Genomic DNA, 20,756 nt, shown 5'->3' with positions numbered 1-20,756 from the left:
AGGGGTTTTATTTTCTATTTAAGTACACTTTTGTGTATTTAAGTGGGTAATCTAGAACTTATAGGATGAGGAATGTTTGGAATAAAAAATTTAAAAATTGGAACAAAAGTACTTGTTGCACCTGCAATACTAGTAATATTTTTAATAATACTTGGTATCTTTTCTACAAATGCATTAAAAACTGAAAAAGAGACTTTAAATAACATTGTTGAAGTTAAATTTGAACTTTATAAATCAAGTAGTTCAATTTTATCTGATATAAATCAGTTTAATTCAATTTTATATAAGGTCTTTAGTTATACATCTGATGGTTATGCCCAAACAGAAATTGATAAACAGTTAGCAATTTTAGATGAAGTACAAAAAAGATATGTATCTACAGCTGCAAAAATAGTTAAAGAACCATTTTTAACTAAAAAAGAGAAAGCTACATTTATACAAGTTCAAAAAGATATAGCAGCTTATAACCAAGCCGTAAAAGATGCTATAGAAATGTTGAGTATTGATATTGGAATGGCAAATCCAATGTTATCAGTAACAGATGAGCTTTATGTAAAGCTAAATAAAAATCTAAGTAAAATAAGTGCCCAAGCAGATAAAGCAAATAAAGAATCATATGAGCATGATTTAAAGCAGATTGATAAAACTCTTAATATTTTATATGTATTGATAGTTATTGCACTTGTTATTGCAGTATTTGTTATATCTACAATAACAAAAGCTATAAAAGATCCTTTAGTAGAGTTTCAAACAGGACTATTAGAGTTCTTTAGATATTTAAATCTTGAAACAAAAGAAGCCAATGAGATAGATATTGATTCTAGTGATGAATTAGGTCAAATGGCAAAAATAGTAAATGAAAATATTTTAAAAACAAAAGCAAATGTTGAAAATGACAGAGAAATAGTTGATAGTGCTATTGAGTGTGCAAATGAGGCTAAAAAAGGTTTCTTAGGTAAGAGAATCCAAGGTGAGACATCTAACCCTTCATTAAATGAGTTAAAAAGTGTTATTAATGAAATGCTAGTTGCTATAGAACTAAATGTAAAGAGTGCAATGTCAGTTCTATCTTTATATACAAGTTATGACTATAGATCAAAAATAGATATTTCAAATATGGACGGGGAATTAAAAGCTTTATGTAATGATGTAAATAGTTTAGGTGGAGCTATCACTGCTATGTTAATAGAAAATAGAAATACAGGAACTACACTTTCACATAATTCTGAAAAATTATCTAGTACTATTTCAGGGCTATCAGTTGCTGCAAATAAACAAGCTGCATCACTAGAAGAGACTGCAGCTGCTGTAGAAGAGATAACTGCAAATATTAAAAATAGTTCTACTAATATTATGCAAATGAACACATATGCAAATGAAGTTTCAAGCTCTGTTACAAATGGTAGAGAACTAGCTTCTCGAACTGCCACATCAATGGATGAGATAAATGAGCAAACAAATGCAATTGCAGATTCAATTGGGGTAATTGACCAAATAGCATTCCAAACAAATATTCTTTCTCTAAATGCTGCTGTTGAAGCTGCAACAGCAGGAGAAGCTGGAAAAGGTTTTGCAGTGGTTGCTCAAGAAGTACGAAATCTTGCTTCAAGATCTGCTGAGGCTGCTAAAGAGATTAAAACTCTTGTTGAAAATGCAACAGCAAAAGCAAATGAAGGTAAAAGTATTTCAAGTGAGATGATTGAAGGTTATGAAAAACTAAATACAAATATTCATAATACATTATCTTTAATTAGTGATATTTCAACTGCTTCATCTGAACAAACAGGTGCAATTGAACAAATCAATGATGCTGTAATCTCTTTAGATTATGTTACACAACAAAATGCATCATCAGCTGAAGAAGCTAATGGTGTTGCAAGAGAAGTAAAAGTTATTGCTGATAAAGTTGTACATAATACAGAAGACAAAGAGTTTGATGGTAAATAGTTTAATCTATACTTAACTCACAAACAACTTGGGCATGGTCACTTTCCAATAGTGACCCGTCTTGGTTTCTTTTTAGATGCTCATCAAATACTTCATATGAAACTATTTTCTCTTTTAAATCCTCTGATATAAAAATATAATCAATAATATTCCCATTTGAGAAGTGATAACTTGTAGGAGTTCTTTCTATGCTTTTTTGTTCTGGATGAGGGTTATAAACCTCTTGCTCATGATGATAATATGCGTCAAAAAGTACATATTCATCACTACTTAAATCTTCATGATAAGCCTTATTTGTCAAAGCATCAATTGTCATAGAGAATTCTTTATCATTTAAATCACATAAAAAGATTGTAGGGATTTTAGACTCTTTTATATCCATAAAAAGAGAAGATGCTTCACATAATCTTTGTTTTAATACACTGGAAAAATCATTTTCAAGTGCTACTTTTGTTTTTTCTAATTTCTCTTTTAAGGTAGTCTCTTTATTAAATATATACTCAAATTCATTTAATCTATTTGATTTGAAGTGATTTACATAAACTGCAATTTTTCTTTTATTGGGTAGTTCAATAATAGCTTTTATTGGAACCCTTGAAAAAGCAAATTTTTCTTTAAAGTTATGTTTTTTTATGCTAGGTACATCATACCGAACATTTTTATTTGAAATAATTGGAAACCTTGAAGCTAGGGCTAAAACAGTAGTTTTATAAATTGTTGGATTTTTTGTATTAGTTTTTGGAGTATCAACATTTAAAAAGTGTCCATAACCTAACTCTTTGCAGAGTTCTTTTAACTCATCTATGGAAAACACTTCTTGAAAGCCTATTATATCAGCATCCATAATTTTGATTTGATTTTTTATCCAAGATAGCTTCTCTTCCCATTGTTCTTTTGTAAATCTGTCTTTTTTGAAATACCAAGAAAAAGGAGGAGCTGCAAATTGAAATAGATTAAAAGTAGCAAATTTGATATTCATAAAGGTATTATATCCGATTTATGTTATAATCCCAAAAACAAAAAAAGGCTTTCCTATAATACTAAATACTAAAACAATATTAGAACAATTTCAATATTTTTGTAAACAAAACAACCCAAAAGATATGGAAACTGCACTAAATTATTTTGCCATTTTTGGTGGATTGGATATCAAGATTGACACTACAAAACCACTTGGTAAACTAATAGAGCGACATATTTTAGATGAATATTATGATTTACAAGAGTATATATCAAAACTAACAAAAAACTCTTTACCATACTACAAAGTTCTAACTGGTATTGCTTTAGGTGATAGAAGAGTTAATAGTGCATTTAAAAGAGCAGATGTAGAGTATGATGAGGGTATTAAAGCTTTACATGATCTTGAAGAGCTAGAGGTAATATATACTGAAACTTCTATTGACCACATTACAAATAAGTTTGAAGAAAATGAAGTAGCTGATAAACTACTATTTAATGCTCCTTTTTTAAGATTTTGGTTTGCTTTTATTTCACCACTTTATAGAGGAATTGCAAGAGCAGAATACAAAGAGTTCTTTGAAAGGTTCAATAACTACAATGCAGAGTTTATGCAACTAATATTTGAACAACTAAGTCATGAATATACTAAAGAGCTTTTTAAAGATGATGCAATTGAAGAGATTGGAAGATTTTGGGATGAAAAAGATGAGATAAATCTTGTGGCTGAAACTGAATCTGGAAAAATAATAGTTGGAACATCAAGATATGCAAATAGTAAGATGAAAAAAACAGAAGTTACAAGATTAAAAGAGCTTTGTGAAAAACTTGAAATTGTACCTGACCATGTTTTACTATTTTCAAAAAGTGGCTTTACAAATGAGGTAAAAGCACTAAAAGGAGATGGACTAAGACTATTTACTGTAAAAAGTTTAAAGGCACTTCTAGAAGCATAAAACCCTATTAAGTTTGTATACTCTAAATAAGAGTATACTGAAACTAGAAAGGTTCTTATGCCCAAAATACGATATACATATCAAACAATAGAGTTTGATACTATGGATATACACGTTAAAACACTCAAAGACAAACAACAATATGATAAAAAGTGTGATTTAAATCCTACTTTTGGAATATCTTCTGCAAACTGGTCACTCTTTGGTGTTATTTGGCCCTCTGCAATAATTCTAGCAAATCTTATGGATGACTATAATATAAAAGATAAACGTATCTTAGAAGTAGGGTGTGGAATTGCCCTATCAAGCCTAGTTTTAAATCATAGAAATGCAAATATAACCACAACAGATTTTAATCCAGAAGTAGAAGTTTTCTTAACAGAAAACACAAGAATAAATAATGGAGAAAAAATCCCCTTCGAGTGTGCCAACTGGGCAAATAATAATGATACTTTAGGAAAGTTTGATTTAATCATAGCAAGTGATGTTTTATATGAAAAGTTTCACTTAGAGGATTTAAGTAGGTTTTTAAATGAACATACAAATGAGTCTTGTGAGATAATTATAGTAGACCCAGGTAGAGGAAATCATGCAAAATTTTCTAAGATGATGGTTGCTTTAGGATATGTGCATAGTCAAAGTGAGCCATTGAATACAGAGGATTATCTAGATGAACCTTTTAATGGACAAATAATAAAATATAGTAAAAAATCCATCTTTTAGCAAATCTCTGCGTTGAATATTAAAATTTATTTAATCACATAGTTTACTATGTTCAATCATAAATTTCAATCTTCGCCTTGACCTTTCCTAAAATATGAATTTTTAGGCTTTGCTTTTGAACAAAGTAAGTAAAATTTTATACGTAATGCAGTGTGTTATTGATCATAATTTAAAAACTTTTTGTATAGTTTAGGTTTGTTCTTTGTTTTCTTCTTATATACTTTCTTGATAAAATTCTAAATTGATAAAATAGTGACGTAAACTGTGACGAAAATTATATATAATTTTCTGATATTTTAATAATAAGGGAAACAAATGAAATTCAAATTGGTACTTTTAAGTTTATTTGCAATGTTATTTTTTAATGCGTGCGCACCACAAAATATTCCAGTTGCAAAATTAAAAAGCATAGATAGTATTGGAGTCATATCTTTACATGGTAATGAAATGATATCTTTAGAACGAGGACTAACAATTTTTGGGAATGAGGATAATATAACAGATATAAGTGCTTGGAATATAGATGAGTATATTCAAAAAGTGATGTTGAATATGCTTTCAACAAAATACAAAGTGAAAAATATAAAATTATCTTCTTCTCAAATTAAAGAAATTAATGGAGAATATGAAAAGAGGTTGCAGGTCTTAAAAGATATTTTACTTAGAAATAGACTAGACACATTAATTCTTTTTGAAAAAGGAATGATTGTCAGAGAACATTATGATACTCACAGTGGAATTGGACTTATTAAAGCAAAAGCATTAGGAATGGAAGCAACACATATAAAACTTAATATGGATTTGCTTTCATATGAAATCGTAGAAGGTAAAATTGAAGAATTACATTTTAATGATATAAAAACATTTAAAGAAATTGATAACAGTCTATGGATGAATACTACTAAACCTTTATCAAAAGAAAGTAGTAAAATAATAGAACCAATAGTTAAAAATCTGTTAAAAGATAGTTTATTGAAGGAGTTTATAACAATAGGCTATTTAAATGAAAAGTAAACGGTTGAAATATGTATTTAATGTGATAATTGTCAATTCTGTTATGTAACAAATAGTCAAAAATGAACGATTATGAATACACAAAATAAATTGCCAATGAAAGAAATAGTTATTGCATCTTGGAGTCTAATAAAAATAATTATGTGAAGTTAATTATGGTGGAATGTTATACCTTTTTATTTCAACTATATCTTTTATATATAATTTGATAATATTTAATCCTGGAAGAACTCTAGGGCTTTTTGTTTATTTGATAATTCTTGTTTGGTTATTGGTTTTTATTTATACCAGTGTACGTTTTCATAGAATATTTTTCTCTTCAACGTATAGTTATGAAGAAAGAACTTGTTAGCAGAAGGATTCAACTTTACTAACAAAATAAACAGGACACTCTATCATCGGATAATGTCCTGCTTCCATGCACTCTATTATCTCAAAATCATTATAATTAGCTTCAAATTGTTTTTTAATATTGTTTTTATGAAAAGCAGGTAAATCATGATGACCCACCATTATTTTTATAGGTATATTTATATTTTTTACTTCATCTATAAAATCAGTTGTAAGATACATAGTCATATATCCAGTTCTCGCTTCCAAGGTTGAAGCTTCATATGCTATCTTGATTCTGTAATCTTTCCATGGCTGATTGTATCTATTACTTGCACTTTCAACTACATATTCAATAAGGTTTTCATTTTTTTTCATACTATCTATTAGTTTATCTTGAGCTTGAGGTTTCATTTTTATACCAGCTGCTGTGATTGGAGTTATTAGAATAAGTTGTTTGATTCTATCATCTATTAATGCTACTTTTTGAGCTATCATTGTGGACATTGAGTGAGCTAAAAGATTCACTTCTGTTAGATTTAGTTTAGTGATGAGGTTTTTTACATCAGTTGCTGCTTCTTCACAAGTATATTCCCCTTGTATATCTTTTGATAATCCATATCCTCTATGGTCTACAAATATATATGTGAAGTTTGTAGTATCTATGTATGGCAATATAGGGTCATAATTTCTATGGTCACCCATAAGTTCATGTAGTACAATAATTGTTTTATTGCCTGTTCCTATTTTTTTGTAGTTAAGTAAAGTCATGGGAAGATTTTATCTAAAATATTCTCTTGAATACCTGACGGTCTTCGCTCTTTTCTTCTTTGATGGCAAAGAAGAAACAAGAAAACCACCAACAGAGTTTCAAAGCCCTTTGGGTTCCCTCACTTATTATTTTTATCTTTTCTGCTTGGCAAAACTCGTTTATTAAAACTTCCATTTAGGAACTTTTAAACACTTAAACAGTTGCCAATCTTGTTTAGAAAAGAGAAAAATAAACGCTCGGCTTTTGCAAATGTTGGGAATAAAAGGTGGGATAAGGACATTTGCATTTTTGATTTGTTTAGATTCCTAACTTCTAGTTAGTAAATTTATAAGTGATAGTTTGAACTTTCTTTTTTCCCAGACTTTGATGAAGCCGGAAGTTTTGAAATAATTTTCGGAAAAGCCTGAGGATTGTTTGAGGAGACAAAAGTGCTAAATGCACTTTTTCGAGGAGTTCCGCAAGGCAGAAAACTTATTTTAAAACTGGAGGGGAGCTTCGCCTTCATCAACTCGTCTGGTTGCTTTTTGTCTTACTTTTTACAACTAAAAAGTGAGAAAGCGGAAAGCTTTGCTTTTCAAGAGAAATATAGAGAAATAAGCAACTCCTAAGTTATACTTAAGTATAATCCCTAACTTTTTTAGAAAACAACTAACGTTTCTCTAGAATGGTAGTATCGTTTTGATTATGAAACTTTTCATATGTCATGGCATCTTGAGGATGTAACGAGAAGCATGAGCATGCTTAAAGGCTCAAACCAAGAAAATAGAGAATCTACATGATTCAACACGTAAATATTAGAGTCTCTATAATAAAACTAAAGGGAAAAAATGCCTACTATTAATCAATTGATTAGAAAAGAGCGAAAGAAACAGGTTGAAAAATCTAAATCTCCAGCACTTGCTAAGTGTCCACAAAGAAGAGGTGTATGTACTAGAGTATATACAACAACTCCAAAGAAACCTAACTCGGCTTTAAGAAAAGTTGCAAAAGTTAGATTAACTACAGGATTTGAAGTTATTTCATATATTGGTGGGGAAGGTCACAACCTACAAGAACACTCTATCGTTTTAGTTAGAGGGGGAAGAGTTAAGGATTTACCTGGGGTTAAATACCACATCGTTAGAGGTGCTTTAGATACTGCTGGTGTTGCAAACAGAACTGTTGCAAGATCTAAATACGGTACTAAAAAGCCTAAGAAATAAGTAGAAGGATAATAAAATGAGAAGAAGAAAAGCTCCAGTTAGAGAAATATTAGCAGATCCTATCTACAATAGTAAAGTGATCACAAAATTTGTTAACACAGTAATGTTAGATGGTAAAAAATCTGCTGCTGAAAAAATTATGTATGGTGCAATTGCAAACTTAGACGGTAGAGGTGAAGAAGCTGGTATCGAATTATTTGAAAAAGCAATTGAAAATGTTAAACCACTTTTAGAAGTAAAATCTAGAAGAGTTGGTGGAGCTACATATCAAGTTCCTGTTGAAGTTAGAGCTGTAAGAAGACAAACTTTAGCATTAAGATGGCTTGTTGATGCTGCTAGAAAAAGAAATGAAAGAACAATGGTTGAAAGATTAGCTAACGAATTATTCGAAGCTGCTAACGACAGAGGGTCTGCTTTCAAGAAAAAAGAAGACATGCATAGAATGGCAGAAGCTAATAAAGCATTTGCACATTATAGATGGTAGGAATTACAAATGGCTAGAAAAACACCACTTAACAGAGTTAGAAATATTGGTATTGCTGCTCATATTGATGCAGGAAAAACTACAACTACTGAAAGAATTTTATTCTATACAGGTGTATCACACAAAATTGGAGAAGTACATGAAGGTGCTGCTACAATGGACTGGATGGAACAAGAGCAAGAAAGAGGTATTACAATTACTTCTGCTGCTACAACTTGTCACTGGAAACACCCAAAAACAAATGACGACTTACAAATAAACATTATTGACACTCCAGGTCACGTTGACTTTACTATTGAAGTTGAGAGATCTATGAGAGTTCTTGATGGTGCTGTAGCAGTTTTCTGTTCAGTTGGTGGGGTTCAACCACAATCTGAAACTGTTTGGAGACAAGCAAACAAATATAAAGTACCAAGAATGATATTCGTTAATAAAATGGATAGAACTGGTGCTGATTTCTTTATGGTTGAAAAACAAGTTAATGAAAGATTAAAATCAAATGCAATTCCTATTCAATTACCAATAGGTGCAGAAGAAGATTTCAAAGGTATTATTGATTTAGTACAAATGAAAGCTATCGTTTGGGATGAAGATGCTGCTATGGGTTCTAATTACCACATAGAAGAGATTCCTGCTGAATTATTAGACCAAGCTGAACAATATAGAGAAGCTATGGTTGAAGCTGCTGCTGAACAAATTGAAGAGTTAATGGAAAAATACCTTGAAGGTGAAGAGTTAACTGAAGAAGAGATCACAAGAGGTATTAAAGCTGGTTGTTTAAATATGACTATTACTCCTATGACTTGTGGTACTGCATTTAAAAACAAAGGTGTTCAAACTTTACTTGATGCTGTTGCTATGTATTTACCAGCACCAACAGAAGTTGCTGACATTAGAGGTGAGACTCAAGATGGTGATGCTGTTATCGTTCCTTCTACTGATGAAGGTGAAGTTGCAGCATTAGCATTTAAAATTATGACTGACCCATTTGTTGGACAGTTAACATTTGCAAGAGTTTATAGAGGTGTTTTAGAATCTGGAACATATGTAATGAACTCAACAAAAATGAAAAAAGAGAGAATCGGAAGATTACTTAAAATGCATGCAAATAACAGAGAAGAGTGTTCTGAGTTATATGCAGGTGAAATCGGTGCTGTTGTTGGTCTTAAATCAACAATTACAGGTGATACATTAGCTTCTGAAAAAGATCCAGTTATCTTAGAGAGAATGGAATTCCCAGAGCCAGTTATTTCTGTTGCAGTTGAGCCAAAAACTAAAGCTGACCAAGAAAAAATGGGTATTGCATTAGGTAAACTTGCTGAAGAAGATCCATCATTTAGAGTAAATACTGATGAAGAATCTGGACAAACTATTATTTCAGGAATGGGTGAATTACACCTTGAAATTCTTGTAGATAGAATGAAAAGAGAATTTAAAGTTGAAGCTGAAGTTGGTGCTCCTCAAGTTGCTTATAGAGAAACTATTAAAAACGAAGTTCAATCAGAATATAAATATGCTAAACAATCTGGTGGTAAAGGTCAGTATGGTCATGTTTATTTAACTATTACTCCTCTTCCAGCTGGTGGAGAAGAAAATTTCGTATTCAAAAATGAAATTAAAGGTGGAGCTGTTCCTAAAGAATATATTCCAGCTGTTGAAAAAGGTTGTGTTGAAACTATGCAAGGTGGTATCCTAGCTGGTTACCCAATGGTTGATATTCAAGTAACACTTTATGATGGTTCTTTCCATGATGTGGATTCATCTGAGATGGCATTTAAACTTGCTGCTTCTATGGGATTCAAACAAGGTTGTAGAACTGCAGCTGCACAAGCTATTATCTTAGAGCCAATCATGAAAGTTGAAATTGAAACTCCTGAAGATTATATGGGAGATGTTATTGGGGATTGTAACAAAAGAAGAGGACAAGTTCAATCTATGGATGATAGAGCTGGTGTAAAACTTGTTGTTGCAATGATTCCATTATCTGAAATGTTTGGATACTCTACAGACTTAAGATCTATGTCTCAAGGTAGAGCAACATACTCTATGCTTTTTGATGCATATCAAGAAGTTCCTAAAAATGTTTCTGATGAAATTATCAAAAAGAGAAACGGTTAATATACATTTCTTAGCCTTATCTTAAAAAAACCCTAGCTTACTAAAGCTAGGGTTTTTTTTTAGATTGTTATTTATAAATTCATAAGAATTTGGATAAAATAAAGGATAAATCAAGCCTTTAGAGTGTCAATGAAAATAATTAAAATAATTCTTTTTTTACTGTTTTTTTGTGTATACTCATACTCTGAAACCTTAAAAGGGATTGTAGTCGAAACTCTACAGAACAATCCTAAAATCAAATCTATTGAAAGTAATTCAAAAGCAAATAAACTTTATGTTGATGAGGCATATGGCGATTATATGCCAACTTTAAGCTATGAAGCCTATATTGAAGATAAAAAGACTATAACAACTCCCTTAAATGGTCCTTCAAGACAAAAGACTGTAAATGGTTCAAATCAACAATTAAAACTAGAACAGATAATTTACAATGGGGGATTAAGAGGTGCCCAAGTAGATGAAGCTAAGCATAACTATCAAGCAAAACTAATATCAAATATATCAGAAACAGAAAATGTCGTATTAGAGACAACATTAGCTTATCTTGAGTATGTTAAAAATTTAGAATTGATTACACTTACAAAAAATAATATTGAAATACATGATAAATATTTTGAAATAGCAGCACAAACTGAAGCTGTTAGTGGGGATGTTGTTGATAGAATGTTAGTAGAAAATAAAATTCTAACAGCAAAAGAAAAATTAGTAGAGCTTCAAAATGAAGTTGATAATACAAAAACTCTTCTACAAAGATATTATCCAAAAGAGATTTCAACTAATGCTTGTAGACCAAATATCAGTCGAGCTGTTATTCCTAAAAAATTAAGTAAAATTCTTGAAGTTGGTGTAAAAAACAATTATAAAGTACTTGAAGAAATAGAAAATATAAAAGCACAAAAAGCAGTTCTAGAACAAGAGGGATCGAGATTTTTACCAACATTAAAGTTCTATTTATTAAAAGAGATTGATGATGGTGTTGATATTGAAAATACAAAACAAAGCCATGATAGTGCAAGAGTAACTTTAAGTTATAACTTGTTTAATGGGATGAAAGATAGATCAGTATATTTAAGGGAGAGACTTTTTTTAGAAGAGTCTCAAAGAAACTTAGATGATGTATCAAAAGATTCAAAACAAAAAGTAGAGTCAGAATATACAACTTATCAAGCTACAAAAAGAAGAGTTGACATAATGAAAGACCATGTTGACAAGTTAAAAGAGATATTAAATTTATTTGAAGAACAGTTTGATGGAGGTACACGAAGTTTTATTGATGTATTAAACCAAGAAGAAGAACTATACAGAAAAAAAATCGAATTGATTACAGAAGAGTTTAAAAACTTTAGCAGTTATTACAATCTACTATTTAATTTGTCTAAATTAAGTGATACTATTTATACTCTTGATAACAATGTATGTGGAGATATAGAGGTTGATATTAGAATCAAAAAGGTTATAAAACAAACTGTTTCAAATGAGTTAGAAGATTTATTATCAGGAGATGATAACTTACAATTAAGTGATAATGAAATTGACCCTGAGATTAGTAAAAAAGAGAAAGTAAATAGAATTTTTAATTCACTTTTAGAGGATATTTATAGTACGGATAAAATAGAAAAAATTGATTTAGAAACAATAAAAAATAGAAATTATGAAAATAGAGTTAATAAAGATGAAGAGAGAATAAAAAGAATACATGATAAAATTGATAAAGAGATAGAAGATTTACTTTTTGAAGAAGAAAATAAATCATTACAACAAAATATTATTGAAGAACAAAAGTCTGAAACGCCAAAAGAAGATACTAAAATAAATGCAGAACCTGAAATATTACAAGAAGAGAGTAGTATCGAATTGAATTTGGATAAAAAATTGAATAATAAACAATTGGACATAAATGAAGAGTTTTTTAAAGAGCATGAACGAGCCTATTCAATAGTAGCACTTACAGGAATAAATGGGAAAGTTGATGTGAATTATTTTATAGATAAATACAATTTAAAAGATAATACTTTTATTTATAAGTTTAAAACGGGTGGAAATGATTATATAAGAGTGTTGTATGGTTTTTATAAAAGTGTAAGAGAAGCAGAAGAAGCATTGGGTAATTTGGGTGATAAAATACAAGTTACAGATCCATACGTAGACAACATAGAAAGACACCAGTTTTTATATAATAAGTATAAATCTTCATGGGGAGAAAAAAATTGAATAACAATGAATTAATGAGTGAATTAGAAGATATGGTAAGCAATAAAAATGTTGATACATTTTTAGAGTCTTTACTGTTTTTAGCAAAATACCATGAGAGGCAAGCTACAAAAGAGTCTTTAATCTCTGGTTTAGCCATATATGACTCTTTTATGTCCCCTAAGATGTTTGAAGAAGCTGCAAAAAGAATTGGCTTAAAAATAAAAACTTTGAAAAGAGAGATAAAAGATATTTCAGAAGAGGCACTACCTTCTGTTATGATTTTAAAAGATAATACTGCTTGTGTTTTATTGGATATAGATTTTCATAAACATAGTGTAAAAGTACATATGCCAGGTATTAGTGATGGGGTTACAACAATAAGTATTAAAAAGCTTGATGAGTTATATTCTGGCTTTATGATGCTAGTAAAACCAGAATATAATTTTAATACGAGAATAAAAAAAGATATTGCAATAGATAAACCAAAAGAGTGGTTTTGGGGTGTAATGAGATTAAATAAACATATTTATAAAAGAGTAATAGTAGCAGCACTTTTGATAAATATGTTTATTATGGCAACGCCACTTTTTACAATGAATGTTTATGATAGGGTTTTACCTAATAATGCCATGGCAACACTGTGGGTTATGGCTATTGGTATTTTAGTTGTGATGATTTTTGATTTTGTATTAAAACTTATGAGATCACACTTTTTAGAAGTTGCTAGTAAAAAATCAGATGTAATTATGTCTACAAATATATTTGACCAGCTGTTAAATATAAGACTTGACTCAAAGCCCGCTTCTACTGGGCAGTTTGTAAATAGATTACAATCTTTTGAAAGTGTTAGGGAGTTTTTTGCAAGTGCCACGGTTGCTAGTATTGTTGACCTTCCTTTTGTTATTTTATTTATAATTATTATATTTTATATAGGTGGCCCTGTTGGATATATATCAATTGCAACAGTTATAATTGCCTTTGGTTTTTCTTACTATATGCAAAAACCTATAAAAAAGAGCGTTCAAGAAAGTGCAAAAGAAGAGCAGATAAAACAAACAGCTCTCACTGAAGCAGTATCTGGGCTAGAAATAATAAAATCAGTTCGTGCACAAAATAGAATGAAAACCTATTGGGCAAACTCTGTAGAAAAGACTTCTCATCACAGTAAAAAGTCACATTTCTTATCTCAGATAGTGACTTTCTTTACTGCCTTTATTGCACAATTATCAAATATCGCTATAGTAGTAGTGGGTGTATATCAAGCTAGTATAGGTGAGATGACAATGGGAGCAATAATTGCAACTATGATGTTAAACGGAAGAGTAATTGCTCCTGTTTCTCAATTTGTAGGGATGATTATAAGACTTGATAGAACAATGCTTTCATTAGAAAATATTGATGAAATTATGAAAATGCCAGTTGAAAGAGATGACAATAGAAGCTATTTAAGTAGAAAAAATCTTGATGGAGATATTGTATTTAAAGAGGTTATCTTCTCATACAAAGGTCAGCAGTTTGATGTACTTAAAAATATTAATTTGACTATTAAAAAGGGCGAAAAAGTTGGAATAATAGGAAAAATAGGTTCTGGAAAATCAACCTTATGGAAACTTATTATGAATCTATATGAACCAACAAAGGGTTCAATTTCTATAGATAAATCAGATATCAGACAAATAGACCCTGTGGATTTAAGACGAGCAATTGGCTGTGTTCCCCAAGAGCCATTTTTGTTTATGGGAAGTATAAAAGATAACATAACCATTGGTGAGTTAAATGCAAGTGATGATGATGTTTTAAAAGCTTCAAAAATTGCAGGTGTTCATGATTTCTTAGGTAAACATGAAAGTGGTTATGACTTGATTGTAGGTGAGCGAGGAGAAGGATTAAGTGGAGGAGAAAGACAAAGTGTAACTTTAGCTCGAGCCATTTTAACAAATCCAAATATTATGATTTTAGATGAGCCTACAAACTCTATGGATGGTCAAACTGAAGAGGTATTTAAAAGAAGAATTAAAGATATAGTTAGGGATAAAACATTGATTTTAGTTACACATAGACCATCTGTTTTATCTTTAGTTGATAGATTAATCGTTATGGACGATGGAAAAATAATTGCTGATGGACCTAAAGAAGAGGTTCTAAAAGAATTATCAAATAAAGCTAAATAAAAAGGTTTGTTATGGCAAAAGAAGATATAGATTTTGTTTATTCACTACATGCGCAAGCTAATTTAAAAGCAAATAAAAAGATTGACTACCTATTTGGATTAATAATTTTATTTATGGTTATATTTTTATTGTGGGCATCATTATCTGAGATTGATGAATTAGCAAGGGGTGAGGGTAAAGTAATACCTTCTGAAAAAATACAAACAATCCAAAGTTTGGATGGTGGTATTCTTTCAGAGCTTTTAGTAAAAGAGGGTTCTTATGTAGTAAAGGGTCAACCTTTAATGAAAATTGACACTACAAGATTTCAGGCATCTTTAGATGAAAATGAGCAATCGTTGTATAGCTTACAAGCAACAAAGGTTAGACTAGAAGCGGAATATAATTTAAAAGTAAAAGAAGAGACAAAAGAGTTGGTATTTCCTCCCGAGTTAGAAGTAGTAGCTCCTAAATATGTAAATCACCAAAGAATACTTTTTTATACAAGAGTTGATGAGTTTAAAAGTGCATTAAATATCTTGGAGACTCAATTAGGACAAAAAGTTCAAGAGATGATAGAGTTAGAATCAAAAAGAGATAATTTAAAAAAGAGTCTGAACTTACTTGATGAACAATATAAAACTGTGCAAAAGTTTGTAAAATCTGGTTCAAAATCAACTATAGATTTAATCACAATAAAAAAAGAGTTAAATACAGTAAGAAGTGAATTTGAAAGTACAAAAATTCAAATCCCAAAAGCAAAATATGCAATTAATGAAGCAGAAAATAGAATACTAGAAAAGCTAAAAAACTTCAAAAGTGAAGCTTTGCAAGAGCTAGAAAGAGTTAATAACGAATTAAAAGTTTATGAGTCAAAAATTGTTTCAGAACAAGATAAACTAGATAAAACTGTAGTAAAATCACCAGTTGATGGTATAGTAAAAGTTATAAATATGAATACAGTAGGTGGTGTTATAAAAAGTGGATTTGATTTAATAGAGATTGTTCCTCAAAGTGATATTCTTCTAGTAGAAGCAAAAATTGATCCAAGAGATATAGCCTTTATAAATCCTAGCCAAAAAGCAATAGTAAAAGTTACTGCATATGACTTTGCAATATACGGTGGATTGGATGGTAAAATAGTAGAGATTTCAGCAGATAGTATTGTTGATAAAGAGAGTAAAACACCAAAATCATATTATAAAGTTGTTGTTAAAACAGATAAAAACTATTTGGAAAAAGATGGTAAAAAATTGCCAATTATTCCGGGAATGATTGCCAATGTTGACATTATAACAGGGCAAAAAACAATTTTAGATTTTATATTAAAACCAATTCTAAAAACAAAACAAGATGCCCTACATGAAAGATAATTTTGATATAATCCAAGCATGAAATTAACCACAAGTAATGAAAAACTAAAACAAATCAAAAAAGCAGGCTTTATTTTAAAGCCTGACTCTCCTGAAATAAAAGATGAATATAATATTATAAAAAATCATTTTTTAAGGGCTAATATTGAAGTTGCATTAGAAAAAAATAGTGCAAACATGATTGGTGAAAAGGGTGGAGTTGAACTTGATGAATTATCAGAAAATAGTGATTTTTTAGTCTCAATTGGTGGAGATGGGACACTTATTTCTGTAGTTAGAAGAAGTTTTAAACATCATATTCCTGTACTTGGAATTCATCAAGGAACTTTAGGATTTTTAACAGATATTAGACTTAGTGAAGTTGAGAATTTTTTAGCACTTATGTTTGAACATAAATATAGAATTGACCATAGAATGATGATAAAAGGTTGTGCAAAAGAGCAAAACTTTGTGGCTTTTAATGATATTGTAATTTCAAGAAAATCTATGTCTTCAATGATAAGTTTAGATGCAAAGATTGATGGTAAACACTTTAACTCTTATTATGGAGATGGGGTGATTATCTCTACTCCAACTGGTTCAACTGCATACAATCTATCTGTAGGAGGACCTGTCGTTTTCCCTTTAACAGAAGCATTTATTGTAACACCAATAGCCCCACACAGTCTAACTCAAAGACCATTAGTATTGCCAGCAGATTTTAAAATAGAGTTTACTATTACTGATAATCAAGGTGCCTTAGTAATAATTGATGGACAAGATACTTATGAAATAAATGAGAATGAAAGTATTAAAATAGAGATATCAGATAATAAAGCAAAATTAATTCATAGATGTCAAAGAAACTATTTTGAAGTGTTAAATGAAAAATTAAGATGGGGAAATTAATAGATATGATTAGTAGATTTTATTTAGAAGATTATCTATCATTTGAAAAAGTAGATTTAGAGTTTGAAAAAGGTTTAGTAGTTTTTACAGGACCTTCTGGTGCTGGAAAATCAATTTTGATGGATGCTTTTTTAGCTCTGTTTGGAATAAAAGAGGCAAAGGCAAATTTAAGTGAGACCACTGTTGAAAACTCTTCTATAAGTGATGAAGGTTTTGCAATTGAAGCTGGTGATGATATTATAATTAAAGAGATAAAAAAAGATAAAGTAAGATATTTTTTGAACTCTCAAACCATCTCAAAAAAAGTGCTAACTGCATTTTCAAGTAATCTAGTTAAACATTTACATTTAAAAGATAATAGTGACTTTGATAGTTCACGATTGGTAGGTTTTTTAGATAGATTAACTGCTTCAAGTGATGAAGAGTTTACAAGTTTAAAAAAAGAGTATGAAGAGAACTTTCATGCACTTTTGGAAATATCTAATCAACTAAAAAAGATAAATGAAGATGAGTCTAAGCTAGAAGAGTTAAAAGAGTTTGCTAAGTATGAAATAGAAAAAATAGAATCTATAAATCCAAAAATAGATGAGTATGAAGAGCTAAATGAAGTAAAAAAAAGACTTGCAAAAAAAGATAAAATAGAAGAGGCAATAGAGCTATCTAAAGGTATTTTTGATTTTAGAACAAGTGTATCTAAGGCTTTGGATATTATGGATAAGGATAGTGCATTTTTTGATGAAACTATTAATGAGTTAGAAAATATCTTTGAAAACTTCAATGACTCTTTGTATGAATTGGAAGAGTTAGATATAGAAGCAGTTTTAGATAGAATTGAAAAACTAGCTTCACTTCAAAAAAGATTTGGGACAATTGCTGGGGCACTAGAGTATAAAGAACAAAAACAAAAAGAGCTTGATTCTTATGATAATATCTCTTTTGAAAAAACTATTTTAGAAAAAAAAGTAAAACAATTGACGCAAAAAGTAGAAGAGTTAGCCTCAAGTTTAACAACATATAGAACAGCTAGTGCAAAGATTTTAGAAGAGAGAGTTAATCACTATTTAAAATACCTATATCTTTCAAATGCAAAAATTTATTTAAAAGATAAACAAATTGACAATTTAGGTAAAGATGAAGTCATCTTAGAACTTAATGGTGTAAATCTTGATACTATAAGTTCAGGAGAGTTCAACAGACTAAGACTTGCTCTTCTTACATCAATGAGTAAGTTTGAGATTTTGAATAATGGTATTTTATTTTTAGATGAGATTGATGCAAACTTAAGTGGAAAAGAGAGTGATGCAATTGCTACAGTTTTGAGTGAACTGTCTAACTCATATCAAATATTTGCAATATCTCACCAGCCACAATTAACAGCAGCTGCTAAACAACACTTTTTTGTAGATAAACAAAATGGGGTTTCAAGTGTAAAATTACTTGATGATAAAGGCAAAATTGAAGAAATCTCAAGAATGATTAGTGGCGAAAATATTACAAAAGAGGCATATCTTTTTGCAAAGAATTTAATAGATTCTAAATAGTATCTATTTGAAATTCTTTTTTCATATTGTCTAAAAGTACTTGGATAGTATTTTTTTCTGCATTTGTTACTGCACTATCTTTTAGTGTTGCAATACTAGGATGAAACCTTTTTAAGAAGTTTAGAATATAAGGTGTTTTTTTCTCTGGATTATTTATGTGTGAGCCTGTTCTAATCAACTCTAAAACCAAATCTTTATACCCTAAAAATGCTGCATAATTAATAGGTAATACCCCAAATTTATCAGGTTGGTTTATAAGTTTTTTATTGAAAGTATAAATTAATCTAAAAGTTTTTATTTTATTTTTCCACATACAGTTGTGAATCATATTTCGACCTCTATTATCAATTGCATTGATATCAGCACCACTATGAAGTATTATTTTTACTGTTTGAATATCATTTTCAAGAATTGCTTTATGTAGAGTTATTCCTCCAAAAGTATCTTTTGCATTTACATTAGCTCCAAAACTTATTATAGTTTTTAGGTTTGAATAAAAGTTTTTTTGTTCAACTTCTCTTCTAAAGCTAGTATTTTCTGCTAAATATTTATAGATAATATTTAGTCCATTTGCATCTCTTTGATTTATATCTGCACCGTTCTTTAGGAAAAGCTTTATTAAGTGGATATTTCCATAAGTAATAAGTTCAAATATATATGGCTCTTCATTGGAGTTATATTCTGTTAAATGTACTTCAGCGTTGGTTAATATGGCGTCTAAAATAAGAAGATAATCACTATTTTCATCTATTTGTCGTCTTTGACTACTTACTAATTTTTTCCCATTTTTTTTGAAAAGTTCTATGTTTATTAGTTTTTCTATAATTGTTTGATTGTTTTCATCTTTTATATTTGGATTTGCTCCATAATCAAGAAGTAAATAGAGTAGTTCTTTTGCCTCTGAACCCATAATAGCTGCTATTGTTAAAGCAGTCTCTTTTGACGATGTTTCTATATTTGGATCAATGTTATAATCAAGTAATAGGGCTAATAAGTCTTTATTTAAAGATCTAACACATAATGAAAGAATATTATCTCCATCTTTATTACAAGTGTTTTTTATAATATCATTCTCTATGATTACGGGAATTATATCTATGATATTTTTAAGCTCTTCTGGAGTTAATTTTTTGTTAGCATCTTTATTATCACCATTTTCTTCATTTCTTTGTGATGAGCTTATAATATATTTTATTAGGTATAGTAGGATGTTATCACCATTTTTATCTATACAGTTTATATCAACACCTTTTTCAATCAATGACTCGAACATATCAATTGAGCTTATTCCATTTTTTACTAAATAAAAAAGAGCATTTCTCCCTTCTTCATCTTTTTCATTTAAGTCATCAATATATTCAATCACTGTAGAGAAGACATTATTATCACTAAATAAATTTTGTGAAAAGACAACTGAAGGGTCAGGTGTTATTTTTTTATTTTTTAATAAATCCATTATAATAGTTACATTTTTAGACTCTACTGCATCTTTTAAAAAATTGTTTCCATTTAAGTCTTTATGATTAAAGTCAGTTTGTTTTTGTGATAAAACTGCATAGTTTTCAACTCTTCCATTAAAAATTGCTTCTTGGATAGCTAATCTTCCTTGTTCATTTAAAATCTTATGGTCACCTTTTGCATTTAAAATTGCTTTAACAATATCTGTAAATGCATATCTTGAAGCAATGTGCAAAGCTGTATCTCCAGAAGGAGTCTGAGTATTTAAATCAATGTTATGTGAGATTAGTGCTTTAACAGACTCAATGTTATTTAAAGGAATTACTTTATGAAGAAAGTTTTCTCCATCTGTAAATTTTTGATTTATATCCACATCTTTTAATAAATCATTTACTTTTGACTCCCTAAATGTTTTGCTTTTGAGCTCTTCTAATACATCACTTGGAGTTGTTTTCTTTAAAAATTTACCTAACATCATTATCCTCAACTATCTCTCTTTAATCCGTATTGTATCTATTTAAAAATAAATCTTTTATTTATATAAATAATTTTCTTAAATTAAAAGGTCTTTTTAAAAATAGGCTAGTTCTTCTAAAAATTAAAATAAAATAATAATTTGATTTATTATGTTTTTTTGTGACAATGTA

General features: G+C 29.5%; 15 protein-coding genes. 12 read left to right on the top strand and 3 right to left on the bottom strand.

Features of this window, described 5'->3' with window-relative positions; all coding sequences use genetic code 11:
* Nucleotides 1-72: 72 nt before the first annotated feature.
* The gene (locus Q0617_RS00510; protein WP_298749346.1) at nucleotides 73-1,947 is read left to right on the top strand and encodes a methyl-accepting chemotaxis protein; all 1,875 of its coding nucleotides are present in this window, start codon (nucleotides 73-75) and stop codon (nucleotides 1,945-1,947) included.
* Nucleotide 1,948: 1 nt separating this feature from the next.
* Here the strand turns inward: Q0617_RS00510 and Q0617_RS00505 are convergent, their stop codons facing one another.
* Complete coding sequence (locus Q0617_RS00505) at nucleotides 1,949-2,926, bottom strand: endonuclease (protein ID WP_298749344.1); 978 nt, start codon at nucleotides 2,924-2,926, stop codon at nucleotides 1,949-1,951.
* Between Q0617_RS00505 and Q0617_RS00500 the strand changes: the two genes are divergently transcribed.
* From Q0617_RS00500 to Q0617_RS00490, 3 genes are all read left to right on the top strand, one after another.
* Nucleotides 2,916-3,863 (top strand): DUF234 domain-containing protein, encoded by a 948-nt coding sequence (locus Q0617_RS00500; protein WP_298749342.1) that lies wholly within the window; start codon nucleotides 2,916-2,918, stop codon nucleotides 3,861-3,863. The two genes, Q0617_RS00505 and Q0617_RS00500, sit on opposite strands and share 11 nt — an antisense overlap.
* Nucleotides 3,864-3,920: 57 nt before the next feature.
* On the top strand, nucleotides 3,921-4,586 hold the full coding sequence (locus Q0617_RS00495) for a methyltransferase domain-containing protein (protein WP_298749341.1): 666 nt from the start codon (nucleotides 3,921-3,923) through the stop codon (nucleotides 4,584-4,586).
* A gap of 315 nt (nucleotides 4,587-4,901) precedes the next feature.
* Nucleotides 4,902-5,600 (top strand): hypothetical protein, encoded by a 699-nt coding sequence (locus tag Q0617_RS00490; protein ID WP_298749339.1) that lies wholly within the window; start codon nucleotides 4,902-4,904, stop codon nucleotides 5,598-5,600.
* Nucleotides 5,601-5,948: 348 nt separating this feature from the next.
* Here the strand turns inward: Q0617_RS00490 and Q0617_RS00485 are convergent, their stop codons facing one another.
* Nucleotides 5,949-6,701, bottom strand: coding sequence for an alpha/beta hydrolase (locus tag Q0617_RS00485; protein ID WP_298749337.1), 753 nt, complete (start codon nucleotides 6,699-6,701; stop codon nucleotides 5,949-5,951).
* Between the two features lie 828 nt (nucleotides 6,702-7,529).
* Between Q0617_RS00485 and rpsL the strand changes: the two genes are divergently transcribed.
* The 8 genes from rpsL (at nucleotide 7,530) to Q0617_RS00445 (ending at nucleotide 18,651) form a co-directional block, all read left to right on the top strand.
* Nucleotides 7,530-7,904: a 30S ribosomal protein S12 gene (gene rpsL, locus Q0617_RS00480; RefSeq protein WP_298749334.1), complete on the top strand. Its 375-nt coding sequence runs from the start codon at nucleotides 7,530-7,532 to the stop codon at nucleotides 7,902-7,904.
* A 16-nt stretch (nucleotides 7,905-7,920) separates the two neighbouring features.
* Nucleotides 7,921-8,388 (top strand): 30S ribosomal protein S7, encoded by a 468-nt coding sequence (gene rpsG, locus Q0617_RS00475; protein WP_298749332.1) that lies wholly within the window; start codon nucleotides 7,921-7,923, stop codon nucleotides 8,386-8,388.
* 9 nt (nucleotides 8,389-8,397) lie between these two features.
* Nucleotides 8,398-10,506, top strand: a complete 2,109-nt coding sequence (fusA, locus tag Q0617_RS00470) for an elongation factor G (RefSeq protein WP_298749330.1) — start codon at nucleotides 8,398-8,400, stop codon at nucleotides 10,504-10,506.
* Between the two features lie 129 nt (nucleotides 10,507-10,635).
* Nucleotides 10,636-12,717, top strand: coding sequence for a TolC family protein (locus Q0617_RS00465; protein WP_298749329.1), 2,082 nt, complete (start codon nucleotides 10,636-10,638; stop codon nucleotides 12,715-12,717).
* Nucleotides 12,714-14,870 carry a type I secretion system permease/ATPase gene (locus tag Q0617_RS00460; protein WP_298749328.1) on the top strand — a complete coding sequence of 719 codons (2,157 nt, stop codon included), beginning with the start codon at nucleotides 12,714-12,716 and terminating at the stop codon, nucleotides 14,868-14,870. The genes Q0617_RS00465 and Q0617_RS00460 overlap by 4 nt, the downstream gene beginning before the upstream one ends.
* Before the next feature lie 11 nt (nucleotides 14,871-14,881).
* Nucleotides 14,882-16,222, top strand: a complete 1,341-nt coding sequence (locus tag Q0617_RS00455) for an HlyD family type I secretion periplasmic adaptor subunit (protein WP_298749327.1) — start codon at nucleotides 14,882-14,884, stop codon at nucleotides 16,220-16,222.
* 18 nt (nucleotides 16,223-16,240) lie between these two features.
* Entirely contained in the window at nucleotides 16,241-17,110 is an 870-nt protein-coding gene (locus Q0617_RS00450; protein WP_298749326.1) for an NAD(+)/NADH kinase, read from the top strand.
* Between the two features lie 5 nt (nucleotides 17,111-17,115).
* Nucleotides 17,116-18,651 carry an AAA family ATPase gene (locus Q0617_RS00445; RefSeq protein ID WP_298749325.1) on the top strand — a complete coding sequence of 512 codons (1,536 nt, stop codon included), beginning with the start codon at nucleotides 17,116-17,118 and terminating at the stop codon, nucleotides 18,649-18,651.
* On the opposite strand, the gene Q0617_RS00440 is transcribed toward Q0617_RS00445, so the two are convergent.
* Nucleotides 18,644-20,584, bottom strand: coding sequence for an ankyrin repeat domain-containing protein (locus Q0617_RS00440; protein WP_298749318.1), 1,941 nt, complete (start codon nucleotides 20,582-20,584; stop codon nucleotides 18,644-18,646). The genes Q0617_RS00445 and Q0617_RS00440 overlap by 8 nt on opposite strands.
* Nucleotides 20,585-20,756: the final 172 nt, after the last annotated feature.

The organism is uncultured Arcobacter sp., assembly GCF_937982575.1.
Taxonomy (GTDB): domain Bacteria; phylum Campylobacterota; class Campylobacteria; order Campylobacterales; family Arcobacteraceae; genus Arcobacter.
The sequence above is the reverse complement of the archived record's forward strand: the minus strand, read 5'-3'. Positions and strand labels throughout refer to the sequence as shown.